Origin of the sequence: Prevotella sp. E13-27 (genome assembly GCF_023217965.1) — a bacterium.
Classification (GTDB): domain Bacteria; phylum Bacteroidota; class Bacteroidia; order Bacteroidales; family Bacteroidaceae; genus Prevotella.
This window is the reverse complement of the sequence record NZ_JALPSC010000001.1, coordinates 1-14,039: the sequence shown is the minus strand read 5'-3', so window position 1 is coordinate 14,039 and position 14,039 is coordinate 1. Positions and strand designations below refer to the sequence as shown.

Annotated in this window: 9 protein-coding genes, 1 tRNA gene and 1 riboswitch; of the genes, 5 read left to right on the top strand and 5 right to left on the bottom strand. The window is 42.7% G+C overall.

The window, feature by feature from the left end; all coding sequences use genetic code 11:
• Positions 1-25: 25 nt before the first annotated feature.
• Positions 26-1,807 (bottom strand): S41 family peptidase, encoded by a 1,782-nt coding sequence (locus M1L52_RS00050; RefSeq protein WP_248612798.1) that lies wholly within the window; start codon positions 1,805-1,807, stop codon positions 26-28.
• A gap of 216 nt (positions 1,808-2,023) precedes the next feature.
• On the opposite strand from M1L52_RS00050, the gene M1L52_RS00045 reads away from it, so the two are divergent.
• Positions 2,024-2,097 (top strand) — tRNA-Asn (locus tag M1L52_RS00045).
• A 308-nt stretch (positions 2,098-2,405) separates the two neighbouring features.
• Positions 2,406-2,521, top strand: a riboswitch (SAM-I-IV-variant riboswitch).
• The gene (locus M1L52_RS00040; protein ID WP_248612797.1) at positions 2,521-2,778 is read left to right on the top strand and encodes a hypothetical protein; all 258 of its coding nucleotides are present in this window, start codon (positions 2,521-2,523) and stop codon (positions 2,776-2,778) included. It overlaps the preceding riboswitch by 1 nt.
• Before the next feature lie 51 nt (positions 2,779-2,829).
• Here M1L52_RS00040 and M1L52_RS00035 read toward each other — a convergent pair whose 3' ends face one another.
• The 3 genes from M1L52_RS00035 to M1L52_RS00025 form a co-directional block, all read right to left on the bottom strand.
• Positions 2,830-3,180, bottom strand: a complete 351-nt coding sequence (locus M1L52_RS00035) for a hypothetical protein (RefSeq protein WP_248612796.1) — start codon at positions 3,178-3,180, stop codon at positions 2,830-2,832.
• Positions 3,181-4,959 carry a hypothetical protein gene (locus M1L52_RS00030; RefSeq protein WP_248612795.1) on the bottom strand — a complete coding sequence of 593 codons (1,779 nt, stop codon included), beginning with the start codon at positions 4,957-4,959 and terminating at the stop codon, positions 3,181-3,183. It abuts the gene before it with no gap.
• A gap of 235 nt (positions 4,960-5,194) precedes the next feature.
• On the bottom strand, positions 5,195-6,877 hold the full coding sequence (locus tag M1L52_RS00025; protein ID WP_248612794.1) for a hypothetical protein: 1,683 nt from the start codon (positions 6,875-6,877) through the stop codon (positions 5,195-5,197).
• Positions 6,878-7,192: 315 nt separating this feature from the next.
• On the opposite strand from M1L52_RS00025, the gene M1L52_RS00020 reads away from it, so the two are divergent.
• From M1L52_RS00020 to M1L52_RS00010, 3 genes are read left to right on the top strand one after another with little or no spacing between them, the layout of a single operon-like run.
• On the top strand, positions 7,193-10,006 hold the full coding sequence (locus tag M1L52_RS00020) for a DEAD/DEAH box helicase family protein (RefSeq protein ID WP_248612793.1): 2,814 nt from the start codon (positions 7,193-7,195) through the stop codon (positions 10,004-10,006).
• A 7-nt stretch (positions 10,007-10,013) separates the two neighbouring features.
• Positions 10,014-11,546: a class I SAM-dependent DNA methyltransferase gene (locus M1L52_RS00015; RefSeq protein ID WP_248612792.1), complete on the top strand. Its 1,533-nt coding sequence runs from the start codon at positions 10,014-10,016 to the stop codon at positions 11,544-11,546.
• Positions 11,546-13,006 (top strand): restriction endonuclease subunit S, encoded by a 1,461-nt coding sequence (locus M1L52_RS00010; RefSeq protein WP_248612791.1) that lies wholly within the window; start codon positions 11,546-11,548, stop codon positions 13,004-13,006. The genes M1L52_RS00015 and M1L52_RS00010 overlap by 1 nt, the downstream gene beginning before the upstream one ends.
• Positions 13,007-13,031: 25 nt before the next feature.
• On the opposite strand, the gene M1L52_RS00005 is transcribed toward M1L52_RS00010, so the two are convergent.
• Entirely contained in the window at positions 13,032-13,835 is an 804-nt protein-coding gene (locus M1L52_RS00005; protein ID WP_248612790.1) for a tyrosine-type recombinase/integrase, read from the bottom strand.
• Positions 13,836-14,039 lie beyond the last annotated feature (204 nt).

Below are 14,039 nucleotides of genomic sequence, written 5' to 3'. Positions count from 1 at the left end.
GTTTTTTTTTCTCACCTCTCACCACTCACCTCTTTTGAGGCTTCAGCAGTTTGGCATATTCCGCAGGACTGTTGAGCAGTCTCACTGCCTCTTTCAGTTGCTTGTCGTGAGTGAGTCCTGCCTTCAGCGTACCCTGCTGATAGAGATAAGCAGCTATGATGTCTGTCTCAATGGCTTGAGTAATCATGTCGCGATGTTTGTCAAGATCGCTTGCCACGTCGTGCTTCAGCTTCTCGGCCAGCGCGTCGAAAGCCTCCTTCGCTTCGTCATAATATCCTTCGAACTTTGCTGTCTTCACCAGCTCGTCGAACTGCTTTCTTGACACAGGGTCGTAAGTGAAGCCACTGTCTATCACACGCTGACGGAACTCTGCATAGTCCTTGTCCGTTAGGTGGAACTTCGTTGGGTCGTCACCTATGGTAGGGTGGGAGGCAATGTAGTCCACCACATAGTCGAACATCACCTCTGTTGAGTCCAGTCCTCCTACAGACAGGTAATAAACAATGTTAGGCACCGTGTCGCTCTTCACTGTTACGTCGGGTGTTATGCCACCGCCATCGTGTACCTCTCGTCCTGCCTTGGTATAGAAGACGTTTGTCAGCGAGTCAGGTATGCGCTCTCCGTAGAGGCTGCCACTGCGTCTGTCACCTTCCTTCTCTCTTTGTTTTGAGTAGTTTATGGCCTGTATGCATCTTCCTGAAGGTATGTAGTACTTCGAGGTCGTTATCTTCACGTTGGTATTGTAAGGCAGGTCGAGAGGCACCTGTACCAGTCCCTTGCCGTATGTGCGCGTACCTACTATTATCGCGCGATCGAGGTCTTGCAGTGCTCCTGATGTTATCTCGCTGGCAGAAGCCGTCTCGCCGTTTACCAGCACCACCATAGGCATCACCGTGTCTATCGGCTCGAGGCGAGTCTTGTAGGTACGGTTGGCCTGTCTCACCTTGCCACGATTCTCTACAACCATCTGGTCCTTTGACACCCACAGGCTTACTATATCTACTGCCTCCATCTCAGAGCCGCCGCCATTGCTTCTCAGGTCGAAGATGAGCGCCTCTGCTCCCTGTTGCTTAAGGTCAATCATTGCATTGCGCACATTGCGTGAGCAGCCTTCCGTAAACTGGCTCAGACTGATATAGCCAATCTTCTTGTCTGTTGCCTTCTGCTCCTCTGTGTTCAGAATACCATAGTATGGCAGCTCAGGCAGCTTGATGTTTCTGCGCGTAATCTTGAATGTCAGCTCCTGGCATCCTTTCGCCTTGCCTTTTTTGTCAAAGCTAACGTTTGCCAGCGTTGTCGTTGGGCGCAGCACTTTCAGCTTAAAGCTCGTGCCCGCGTCGCCACGCAAGTGTGATGACACATAGGCAGTGTTCTTGTCGGTCATTATCGAGTCGTCTATCGACAGGATTATGTCGCCCTTCTTCAGTCCGGCTTCAGCAGCAGGCATACCTGCATAGGGCTCGTCTATCATCACTCGCTTCAGTCGTGAGTGATACTTTATGATAGCACCGATGCCCGCATATTTGCCAGTTATCATCTGCTGCAGATTCTTTGTCTCGCTCTCTGGGTAGTACTCCGTGTAAGGGTCCAGTGAGCGCACCATTCCTGTTATGGCAGCAGTAATAGTCTGGCTGGGGTTCAGCGTGTCCACATAGAACAGGTCGAGATTCCTATATACCGCATTAAATATATCAAGATTCTTGCCAACTTCAAGATTGTGATTCTTGTTTGTGGCCGCCTGATTCTCCTGTGCTCCACAGGCGGTGGAAATGAAAAGTAACAGCAGTGCTGCTAAGCTGTGTCTCATCTATCTTATGATATTATTGTGTTATTAATGCTGCAAAATTACATGATTGTCCTCAAATTATGCACCATTTTATTGAAAAAATGAGTTTTTTTTAGTTTTTTGCAAAAAAAATCTCCAAAAAGCTTGCAGGAATGAAAAAATCCCCTTACCTTTGCACCCGCAATTCAGAAGTTGACCGCTGTTAATCGCTAACAAGTCAATAAAGAAAAGCAAACTGCTTCAGTAGCTCAGTTGGTTAGAGCACCTGACTGTTAATCAGGGGGTCGTTGGTTCAAGCCCATCCTGAAGCGCCTTAGAAAGAGTCCTGTAAATCAACGATTTACGGGACTTTTCTTTTTCTCACATTTCAAAGTTGTAGCCAAATTGTAGCCAATTCCGAATAATTGTAGCCACTCCGCAACTTACCTTTGCAGAATCTGTAGCCACCAATCCTGTAAAAGATAATCTTTGCAGAGCGTTGTCAAGTTCTAACGTTCTTGCTCTGGCAAGCGACAGGGTCGAGCGGACAAGTTGAAAATGCTTATGTGATTTCAACTGTCAACCACAGATAATTTGAAGTTTGTTTTGCATTTTGCCAGAATTTCACTACCTTTGCACCCGAAAGCATCAAGAGCAGTAACCTTTCGAGGTTAACTCGCCAACCGAGTTTTGGAAACCACGGTGGTCAGTACGATGTGGAAGCAACATTTATAAACTTCAAAACATTCCAAATTATGCAACAGCACATTTATTACATCAAGTTTGCTCTGCAATTCGCAGACATGCAGATTCCCGAGTTAGTTAACATCTTCAACCGTCTGGTTGGTAATCATGGATGGTCCAGTATGCGAGCCTATCACGACCAAGCGCTCCTTGACGAGTTCAAGCGGCGCGGCATCGACACCGCAGCCGTAGCAGGCAGAAAGCCCATAGCGTTTGCCCATCCTGTCAGGTACGACCAATTTACAAACAGGTTAGTACCGATAAGTTGACATGTCTATTGTTACCATTACCCTGCGTCTGCTCTTGCAGGAAATGGTAACTCAATCCCACCCCTCTTCATCGTTATTCTCCATATAGCGGCTCATGCCGTTATCATCCATATCGTCCTCAGAGGCTGGATCAAAACCATGCATATTGTCATAGCCGCGTGATTTGTGAGAGCCTAACGATGAAGACGAACTTGCTGATAAAGATGGCTTTTCTTCCGTCTTTGGCGAATCTTCTGGAATAGGTGATAACAAAGTATCATGCTCTGCATGCTCTACGATGGGTTTATCGTCGTAGATAACAGGCTCAGTCTGACGCAACTTGTTCCCACATGAGAGCAGAAATATAGCTGCCAAAATAACAAGAAAGAGATTCTTCATTACAGTCTTTTCTCTTTTGCGCATTCATCCTCTTTTTAGCACCTCATAGAGATATGGCAGATCATTAACTTCGACCACATCCCCATTAAAAGTTTTAACTACCAATTTCTTAATTCCTTTCCTATCAACACGCACCCTAACGATTTCTCCTTTCAGCTGTGAGGGGAACAGTCTTACAGTATAACCGATCCGCCTGTCTTCTTTTGATTCAACAGAATTGGCCAATGGCTTACCTTTATCTTTGTCAGAGGCCGGCGATATACTTTGGACATAACTCTCGTCACTTGATTTGACAGTATATTGACTTTCAGCGACTTTAAGAAAATTGTCGAAATCATCACCCCACTGGTTATGGACTACAACTTGCATTCCGTTGGAAAGAGTTATAACCTCATCGGCTTTCATAAAAAAGCGGTTTCGTACATCTGGATTTAGTGCAACCTGTTTTGCCACGTCATTATAACGCTTAACTACACCATTTGACTTATTGGAATTTAAAGTAGAAGGAAACACACGGATCAAACTTTCATAAGATATTTGAGGGTGGCAACGCACATAATATTTGACGACTTCAAGCACAAAACGTCGTTTGCTTAATAATTGTCCTCCTTCAAATGAGTATTTTGTTCGATCACGTGAGCCTAACTTTAATTCCCCCCATGTATAAAGCTCGTCATCCCTTTTTACCTGCGAGTTGCCATTCTCATCAATATATACTTTCTCTACGATTAATCCTAACTGAAGTTCTTGATTGATTCTCTCAATCTGTTTAAACTTAGTCTCCGTTGACGAGTAAGTACAGACATACAGTCCCCGACCAATATCTTTCTGAGCGCTTCTGTATAGTGGGTTATCATTTAAACGTGATGAAACAAGATTATCGCCCATACATACAATATTCAGTTGCTTTACACGTTCTGCTCCTGCGTAGTTCACAACATCGACCAAGGTTTCCCATACAAGATTACTACTAAATTCACTCCCATTTGGATATTTTACATTTATTATGTAACGAGAGGAACTTCTTTTAAGAGATTCTTCTTGACTACCATTCTCCCAGTGGTCTACAACCGAAGTGTCACCATCGATATAAGCTTTTATTCTCTCGCGCTTTTTGTTTGGGAATGTCCATGCGGGCCCCCACTGGGTTCGTATCATAAAGTATCCACCCATTGCCCGGAGTGCTTCTTTATGAGGCTTTGTGTCACCAATAACAGCAATCGACCTCTCACCAAAATCGACAATCTTTAGGTCATTTGCAGTCTTAATTGTTTGCAATTCTTCAGTATTATTACTCGAATCATCCTCATTCTCTTTCTGATTGGAATCAGCGTAATATCCAGAACTTCCATACCATCTGCCTTTAACTAATATGAGATATTCGTCAGTATCTTTATCATATCTGACAGATTTAACCTGGTCTAAGTATCCTTGTTCGTCAAGTGCAGTATACAGAGGAGAACGATGGTGCGCATTAAGAATCCTTTTACCTAAGACATATAGCCCCCGATCATCTTTCTTTACCAAATTCATCGAAATAAAAGAATAGGTATAGCTAACTCTATAGAATTTCCCTTCTATAATGGTCAGTTTGCCACTTGAAGAAAAAACCCTCTCGCCAGAAGCATCTATAATATTGCAATGGTTACCTTGATTTTGTAGAGAGTAGCCTTGTAGGGAAGCACTTTGCTCGTCCTTATATGATTGCTGACTAGATAGATCTACAACGACCTCATTAGAATAGTTTTCCGTGAGCGATTCTTCTTCATAGTCTGGGGTATTAGTCTCAGGAAACTCATCCATTTTCTCTTTGATAGCATATTCTAGGATAGGACTCAGCGGAAGATTATATTTCCTCATGAGATTCAGTATAAGTTCAAGTTCCTCTCTCTCCGCTTAATTAAATTGAAACCCGCTGATTTTCAGCGGGTTTTGTTTTTCTCATCTTTAGAGGTTCCGTTTGAGGTTCCGTTTTTCTTTTATGAAAGTTTAACGTGGAATCTTGGTGAAAGCACGATTTTTGACCGTTCAAGAGTGATTATCTCCGCTTTGTGGTGTATTCTACGTTGATAAATCCACAACGGCGAAGAAGCTCTACTGCTTCCACAAAATTAGGATCCAGATTGTTCCTTTCTTTTTCGTAGTTGTTCACAGAAACGTACCTGGCTGTGGCTGGATTTATAGGCTTTCCAGTCTTCGACTCAAAGAACTCTGCTGCTATGCCCATGTCCTCTGGAGTGTTTCTTGCATCTGACAACAGGCATCGTATAATATGACCTAACAGAACATTCTTTCCTCTCCAGTTTATTTTGGAAGAAGGTGGATAAGGTTCTCCTTGTCCGCTGAAACGATATACAAAAAGAGACTTGGAGGAAGTCGTATCTATAAGTCCCTCTTTCGTCAGTTCGTCATATAGCAGAGACAGACATTTGGGTAGTTCTCTATCCTTCTCTTCGCTATTGCTTCCTTTAAGTTTTGAGTTAAGAACCGTGACATACCTTTTCTCCCTTAAGAATATGCTATCGTTACCATCAAAAGTTTGATCTTCGTGCCTGGTGTCTTGATGCTCTTCCACTATAATTGTCTGTTGCTCATCATCAGTGTATAATGACACAATCCAGTTCAGTAAATCCTTGTCTTCGTCACTGAGCAATCCATCGACCATATGATAGACGGATTTCATTTGATGAAGGGATAAGGTTATGAAGTCCAGAAAGTCTTGGCATTCCAATTCCACATAATCCCAATCTCCATTCTCCCATTTTTGCTCGATAGCAGCAGCGAATGATTTGCCTCCAGCATTTCCGAATCGCTGGCTTATCTCATTTTTGTGGCTCCTTAATGCAGACAGGAGGATTTTGTAAGTCTGAATTTTGCAGTTGTATGTAATGGATGAAAGGGATATTGATATGGTTCCTTCTTTCTCGGACTCTAACAAGAACTGCTTCCAAGGCTTTCTCTTACTATCAGTATAATGGGTATATGGTCTTGTCTCAGCAATTGTATCACAGTTGTATTGTTGCCTACCTATCCGATGTCTGCGTGCAAAGCTCTTTGTGTCGAATCCGCAAAGAAGTTTTATCCTTTCTACGGCGAACTGTTCTTCTTCCTCTTTCGGGATATTTCTGAAAAATGGTGCTAACCCAGTATCTGTCAGCCAGAGATTTTCCAACTGAATCTTTTTGCCACGTTTGATTATCCTAACGTCCTTTTCACTCTTGATTCCAAACAGTAGATAGCGCATCGTCCACAATATTCCCATTAGATCTTGGCAGTCTGTTTCTTTTAATGCTGCTATAAATGCAGTCTTGTCCTGGGCCTGAATAGAGTTTATGACACTTGTGTAAACATTTGATGGAAGTCTGTTGTAGTGGTCAATGATATTACGGGTGTCGGTATGTCCTAATGTGCATAAGAAGTCAAAGGCTTCATCGTGCGTCAAAAAAGATTCTGGCTCTTTGCCGTTGTCTCTCAGATATACATAGAGACTATAAATGTGTTTCTTAAGATTCGCATGAAGAACCTGAAAGAACGGAATGACCACTCCTTCACTGAAAGCAATGTATTCAAAGAGGCATGGCAGATAAGGAGCAAGAGCAGAAGGTTCATGCTCTTCTGACCAACACAAGAGTTTTCTGATTCTCCCAATCCCCAAGTCTACATTTGGAAGGATGGTCAGATGCTCTTGATCCGTTTTTATGTTGCCTGTTTCTGTTAACATAAAGCCATGCAGATGAAATCCAGATGCAAAGGTACTCTATTTTTATGAATTATAGCCCATTTCATTCAATAAAATGCAAAAAAGGCATCATTGAAGGGGTAACTTTATATAGTATGACGTTAGTAGACACATAAAACGCTCTTTTAGACTTCATAATTGTGGCAAAAGTAGAAATTTTCGTTAAATTATGGCGCATTAAAACTTAAACTAAGGGGAATTTGGGTAAAAATGTGTACCTTTGCACTAACTTGGGATAATATGCACTTATCGGAAGTATGAAACCAAGGCCATGTGTAACATCTAAACGCTATCAATATGGCACCAGAAGAAAAGGCAAGGCAGATAATAGACAAGAAACTTGAAGATGCTGGTTGGGTAATCCAGGATCGTCAGGAGTTCAACCCTATTGCGTCTCTTGGAGTCGCAGTCCGTGAATACCTCACAAGTGACAATGAAGAGGTTGATTATGCCCTTTTCATTGAAGGTACTCCTGTAGGTGTAATTGAAGCCAAGCCCGATGAAGAGGGCGTTCACCTTGTGACAGCAGCACATGAGCAGAATGAAGGATATGTAAGTTCTGGTTTGAAATGGGCCAATTATTCCAAGAAGGACATGCGCTTCATCTACGAGGCGACAGGTGTATTGACACACTTCACAGACTTGCTTGACCCGAAGCCCAGAGTGCGTAAGCTGTTCTCATTTCACAGGCCAGAGCAGTTACTGTATTGGATAAAAGATTATAAGTTCAATGGAAAGAAAACGCTGCGAGGTCGATTGCAAGAGTTCCCTGAACTGCCAGAAGAAGGATTCCGTGAATGTCAGATAAAGGCTATATTAAACCTTGAAAAGTCTTTCGGTAACAACAAACCACGTTCATTGGTTCAGATGGCAACTGGTGCAGGAAAAACCTATACCGCCATCACCAACACATATCGGCTGTTGAAGTTCGCAAAAGCCAAGCGAATACTATTTCTTGTTGACACGAAGAACCTTGGAATGCAAGCCGAAACGGAATACAAGAACTACCAGCCTTACGATAGCACAGAGAAACTGAATGCCCTATATAACATTCAGCGCATTCAGACATCGAACATTCCTCAAAGCACCCAAATCTGCATAAGTACGATTCAGCGTGTATATTCTATGCTGACAGGAAACCTATCTTCCATGCCAGATGACGTGGACGATGAACCAGGTACAACAACAGGAACAGAGCGAGAGGTGAAATACAATTCAGAATATCCACCAGAGTTCTTCGATTTTATCATTATAGACGAGTGCCACCGTTCCATTTACAACCAATGGAGGCAAGTGCTGGAGTATTTCGATGCTTTCCTTATTGGACTGACCGCTACTCCGAACCAACATACATACGCCTTCTTTGACGAGAATGTTGTAAGTGAATACACCCATGAGGAAGCTGTTTCAGATGGTGTGAACGTGGGCGCACTTGGTACTTTCAGCATAGAAACGGAAAAGACCAAACAGGGCGGCATCGTTGCAAAGATTAACCAGCAGATAGAGATTCGTGACAAACGGACAAGGAAACAGCGTTGGGAGTCAACAGATGAAGATATAGCTTACGATGGGAAAGACCTTGACAACTCCGTAGTCAATAAATCGCAAATCAGGGTAATCCTAAAGACTTTCAAGGATAACTGGAAGAAATGGGAATACTACAAGGACAGGAAGGAATTGCCAAAGACGCTCATATTTGCCAAGAACGACAGTCATGCAGACGATATTGTTGCTTTGGTGAAAGAGGTGTTCAATGAAGGTAACGACTTCTGCAAGAAGATAACTTTCAAGTCCGAAGAAAACGAAACCTCACTACTCTATGCTTTCCGCAATGAATTCTATCCTCGTGTGGCTGTAACAGTGAACAAGATAGCAACAGGTACTGATGTAAAAGCCATTGAGATACTTCTGTTTATGCGTGACATCCGCAGTGAGAACTACTATGAGCAGATGCTGGGAAGGGCAAGGAGGACAATGGACTTGGAAAGTCTGAAACAGGCTTCGCCGTCAGCAAGTACCCCCAAATTAGGGTATGTGATTGTAGATGCTGTGGGCGTAACCAAATCTGACAAATGTGCTGCCAAGAAGAAATGTGGTGGTGATGTGAAACCAACCGTCTCATTCAAGTCACTGCTTGATGCGGTGGTGACTGGAGACATATCGGAAGAAACCTTCAGCACCCTTGGTACACGACTTGAACATATTGACAGGGTACTTACCGACAAGGAGCGTGAGGAATTCAAGAAGGTATCTGGAGGAACGTCACTTCGACAGCTGTCTACTAATATTAAGAACGTACATGATGTTGATAGGATAGAAGATACGATAAAGACTGAACATCCCGAATATCCTACCCTTTCGCCCGTAGATAAGGAAGAAGTAAGAAAGGATGTTATCAAGAAACGTTGCCTTGAAGCAGCAAAACCCATCTATGAGCCGAAAGTCCGTGATTTCCTGATGAACGTCCGTAACTCTAACGACCAGACCATTGATCCAGCATTGGATCATCTGACATACGCAGGTTTTGAAACCGACGTGGCGGAGACCAAAGCTAAGGTTCGTGAGACCCTGAAAGAGTTTATTGAGACCAATAAAGACGAGATAACAGCTCTCAACATCATATATCATCAGGACTATCGAAACCGCCACATTACCGAAGCAATGATACATGAGCTTTACGACAAGATGCAACGTTACAACAATATGCTCAATGGTAGTTTGATATTCTCGGCATACTCAGATATGACCCGCAAGAAAACTGTTCTTAAGGAACTGGTTGACATCATTCAGATTATCAAGTATGAGTGGGGACAGATACCAGAGATATACCCCTTTGCAGATATGGTGAAAAAACGCTACAAGGAATGGATCTTCGAGCGTAATGCCAACAAGGGAGGTGTCCGTGGTGCAGGAACAGCCCCGTTTACAGAAGAACAGATGAAGTGGCTGGAAATGATACGCGACTATATTGCCATCAATGCCAGTTTCCACGTTGATGCTCTAAAGAGCGGTGAGTTTAACAAGCTCGGAGGAACGGCAAAATACTACAGCCTCTTTGGTAGTCAGTGGAAAGACATCATCATTGAGTTAAACCAGAAATTAGTAGCATAAGACCCAAATGGCAGATTCTACAATAAGCAACAAAGTATGGAATATCGCTGGCATTCTGTTTGATGGCGGCGTTTCAAATAGTGACTACTTGGAGCAGATAACCTATCTTCTTTTCCTCAAAATGGTTGACGAGGACATGAAGATGCCCGAAGAACTCCGGTGGAACAACTGGCGCAATCTGGAACTTCCTACCGATTGTGACTGGTCACTGCTCATGTCGAAGTCAGGCGAGGAACTGAAGGAACACTATGGAAAGATTCTCTCCCTTCTCTCTAAGAAAACAGGTATGATTGGCGAGATTTACCGTGGCGCACAGAATAAGATACAAACTCCAGAACATCTGCGTAAGGTTATCCAGATGATTGACGGCACACAATGGAACTCCCTGAGTGAAGACGTGAAAGGCGACATCTATGAAAGCCTGTTGGAACGTATTGCTCAGGACACTAAGTCTGGTGCAGGGCAGTATTTCACCCCTCGTGCCCTGATTAAGACCATTGTAAAATGCGTCAATCCCGAACTTGGAAAGGTCATCGTAGACCCATGCTGCGGTTCTGGAGGTTTCTTACTTGCTGCTAAAGATTTTTTGCAAGGAAAATACACAACGATGACAGGCAAGCAGACCGATGACTTGAAACTGCATACTTTTTATGGAACCGAGATTGTTCCTAACACCTATCGACTCTGTCTGATGAACTTGCTGTTGCATGGTATCGGTGAGTTTGGCGGTGTGCCTCCCATCAAGTGTGCAGATTCGCTTGCTTCTGCTCCTGGTGACAATGATCTTTGTGAATATGTGATGACCAATCCTCCTTTCGGAAAGAAGTCATCAACGACGATTGAGGTACAGGAAGAGGATAAGGAAACTGGTGAAATGGTCACAAAGCTCAAAAAAGCACAAGACAATTATGTAAGGGCAGACTTTATAGCTACCACGTCCAATAAACAATTGAACTTCTTACAACACATCAAATCGCTGCTGAAAGTTGGTGGAACAGCTGCCGTCGTGCTTCCTGATAACGTACTGTTTGAAGGTGGTGCAGGTGAAACTATCCGCAAGAACCTGTTAAAGACTTGCGACCTGCATACAATTCTCCGTCTGCCTACAGGATTGTTCTATGCCCAGGGTGTAAAGGCTAATGTGCTATTCTTTGAGAAGAAACCCACCTCAGAGAATGCCCAGACTAAAGAGGTCTGGATTTACGACTATCGTACCAATGTCAAGCATACGCTGAAACAAAATCCTTTGCGCGAGACTGACCTTCAGGATTTTGTGGATTGCTATCGTCCCGATGACCGTCACCATCGTCAGGAAACCTATCATGCAGAGAGCAATCCAGATGGTCGTTGGCGTAAGTTCACATACGACGAGGTGCTGGGACGTGACAAGACCAGTCTTGATATTACTTGGATAAAACAAGGTGAAGAGAGCGAAGATCTCTCGTTGCCAGAGCTTATCAGTATCATCAAAGAGAAAAGCAACAACATCACTGAGGCTGTTGCAGAACTGGAGAAACTTCTTGAAAATCTTGAAAGCTAATGGACACAAAGAAACTTCGCCAAAAGATACTCGACCTTGCCATTCGTGGTAAGTTGGTTCCACAAGACCCTAATGACGAGCCTGCATCTGTACTATTGGAACGAATCAAGGCAGAAAAAGAACGCTTAATCAAGGAAGGGAAGATTAAGCGTTCCAAGAAGTCTGCTTCCGATACGTCCCATTATGAGAACCTGCCTTTCGAGATTCCTGAAAGTTGGGTATGGACTACAATAGAAGAAGTCACTCCATCTTTGCAATACGGAACATCAGAGAAATCAAAGTCTTCTGGAGATATTGCTGTTCTAAGAATGGGCAATATTACAAGAAAAGGGACTATTGACTATTCTGATTTGGTTTACACTTCTAATAAGGCAGATATTGAAAAACTCCGATTAAAGGCAGGAGATATACTGTTTAATCGGACTAATAGTAGCGAATGGGTTGGAAAAACTGCGATCTATAGAGGCGAAGTACCATCTATTTATGCTGGTTACATTATTCGTATGACTCCTATTTTCTTGGATTGTGAATATGTGAATATGGTGATGAATAGTCAATATGAGAGGGACTGGTGCAACTTTGTTAAAACAGATGGAGTAAACCAGTCAAACATAAACTCTCAAAAACTTGGTCAGTTTTATATTCCCATTCCTCCCATTGAAGAACAAAAGCGTATCGTTGAAACCGGAAACTATTGGCTTCATTTAGTTGAAAGTATTGAATCCAACAAGAAGGATATTATCAATACCATTACAAAAGCCAAACAAGAAGTGTTGAGGATGGCTATTTGTGGAGAATTGGTATCACAAGATCCAACCGATGAACCAGCCATTGAGTTACTTAAACGTATCAACTCGAATATCGAAATTCCTTGTGATAACCCCCATTATCCCTTTGATATTCCTCAAAGTTGGTGCTGGATTAAGCTTGGAGCGCTTTGTTCTTTCCTGTCACGAGGTAAATCGCCCAAATATTCAGAAGAGCGGAAATATCCTGTTTTCGCTCAAAAGTGCAATTTGTATAATGGAGATATTTCCCTTGAACAGGCTCGCTTTTTGGATCCCAGCACATTATCAAAATGGGATGATATATATAAGTTGCGAGAAGGTGACGTGCTTATGAACTCAACAGGCACTGGAACTGTAGGCAGGACAAGAGTGTTTCACAGCGACTGTCTCGGAACATACCCTTTCGCCGTTCCTGATTCGCACGTGTCGGTTATAAGGACATTTGACAGCATAGAATCAAAATACATTCATGCTTATTTATCATCTAAAGGAACTCAGCGTTATCTTGAAGACAACTTGGCTGGGTCAACAAACCAAAAAGAACTATATATAGGTGTTTTGGATAATTTGTTAATTCCTCTCCCTCCCCAAAATGAACAAAAACGTATCGTAGAAGAAATTGATAGATATTTCAATACTCTTGATAAAATCAAAGAATCCCTAACAGCTTAGATGTTGTCGGGGACTCTTTGTTGATTTACCAATTTACAATTCGGTCTACTATCTTCTGTTGTTCACTTGCAGTTTTTCGAAGGTAGATTCTTGTGGTTTCAATACTTTCATGCCCCATGAGGTCAGCAAGGAGGGCAATATCATTGTAACGGTCAAGGAAGTTCTTAGCAAAACGGTGACGGAAGGAATGAGGATAGACTACTTTTTTGTCAAGTCCATATTTCTGAGCAAAATGTTTAAGTTGCTGTGATATTCCGCGAGTTGTTATCCGTTCTCCATATTTATTGAGGAACAGATAACCAGATTTGATGTTTCTACTCTCTATCCATGTTTTCGCTTCCACACAAAGAGACTTCGGGATATACAAACGACGCAACTTGCCACCTTTGCTATAGATGTCGAGATACCCCATTTCCACATGCTCTGCTTTTATCTGCAACAATTCGCTTACCCTTGCACCAGTCGCTGCCATAAACCATACCACGAAGTACCATTCAGTATGGCCATCCTCCTTCAGCTTCCTTTTCAGGAATTTGTAGTCAGCGTTGCTAATGACGTTCTCCAGAAAGTTCTTTTGCTGCACCTTGACAAACTTCACTTTCAATTTGTCTTGCTTGCAGAACTCCAGGAACTTGTTAATACCTTGCAGACGAAGATTGACAGTCTGCGGTTTGAAATGCTCTACCAAATAGCCTTTGTAGGCTAAGAGGTTTTTCTTGTTCACCTCTCCGTATGTGGAAAGGTAATAATTGACCGTCCAAACATAAGAATTGACGGTGTTCCTAGCCAAGTCCGACTTGCTAAGGAATGTTTTGAACTTTGTTACCATATCATCATTTATTTAAATGAGTACAGTAACAATATAATAATGTACGGCTAACCCCCATTATCAGAAGTTACCACGAGGTTGGTCAATGTGTAGATTGGAAGATGTTGTCGATTACGAACAACCGCAAGCCTACATAGTTGATTCTACAGACTATTCTGATAATTACGACACGCCCGTATTAACGGCAGGGAAATCTTTTGTGAT

Bases quoted from the DNA above. Each gene is read 5' to 3' on its own strand.
- M1L52_RS00050 (WP_248612798.1), bottom strand. From the start codon at position 1,807: ATGAGACACAGCTTAGCAGCACTGCTGTTACTTTTCATTTCCACCGCC.
- M1L52_RS00040 (WP_248612797.1), top strand. From the start codon at position 2,521: ATGCAACAGCACATTTATTACATCAAGTTTGCTCTGCAATTCGCAGAC.
- M1L52_RS00035 (WP_248612796.1), bottom strand. From the start codon at position 3,180: ATGCGCAAAAGAGAAAAGACTGTAATGAAGAATCTCTTTCTTGTTATT.
- M1L52_RS00030 (WP_248612795.1), bottom strand. From the start codon at position 4,959: ATGGATGAGTTTCCTGAGACTAATACCCCAGACTATGAAGAAGAATCG.
- M1L52_RS00025 (WP_248612794.1), bottom strand. From the start codon at position 6,877: ATGTTAACAGAAACAGGCAACATAAAAACGGATCAAGAGCATCTGACC.
- M1L52_RS00020 (WP_248612793.1), top strand. From the start codon at position 7,193: ATGGCACCAGAAGAAAAGGCAAGGCAGATAATAGACAAGAAACTTGAA.
- M1L52_RS00015 (WP_248612792.1), top strand. From the start codon at position 10,014: ATGGCAGATTCTACAATAAGCAACAAAGTATGGAATATCGCTGGCATT.
- M1L52_RS00010 (WP_248612791.1), top strand. From the start codon at position 11,546: ATGGACACAAAGAAACTTCGCCAAAAGATACTCGACCTTGCCATTCGT.
- M1L52_RS00005 (WP_248612790.1), bottom strand. From the start codon at position 13,835: ATGGTAACAAAGTTCAAAACATTCCTTAGCAAGTCGGACTTGGCTAGG.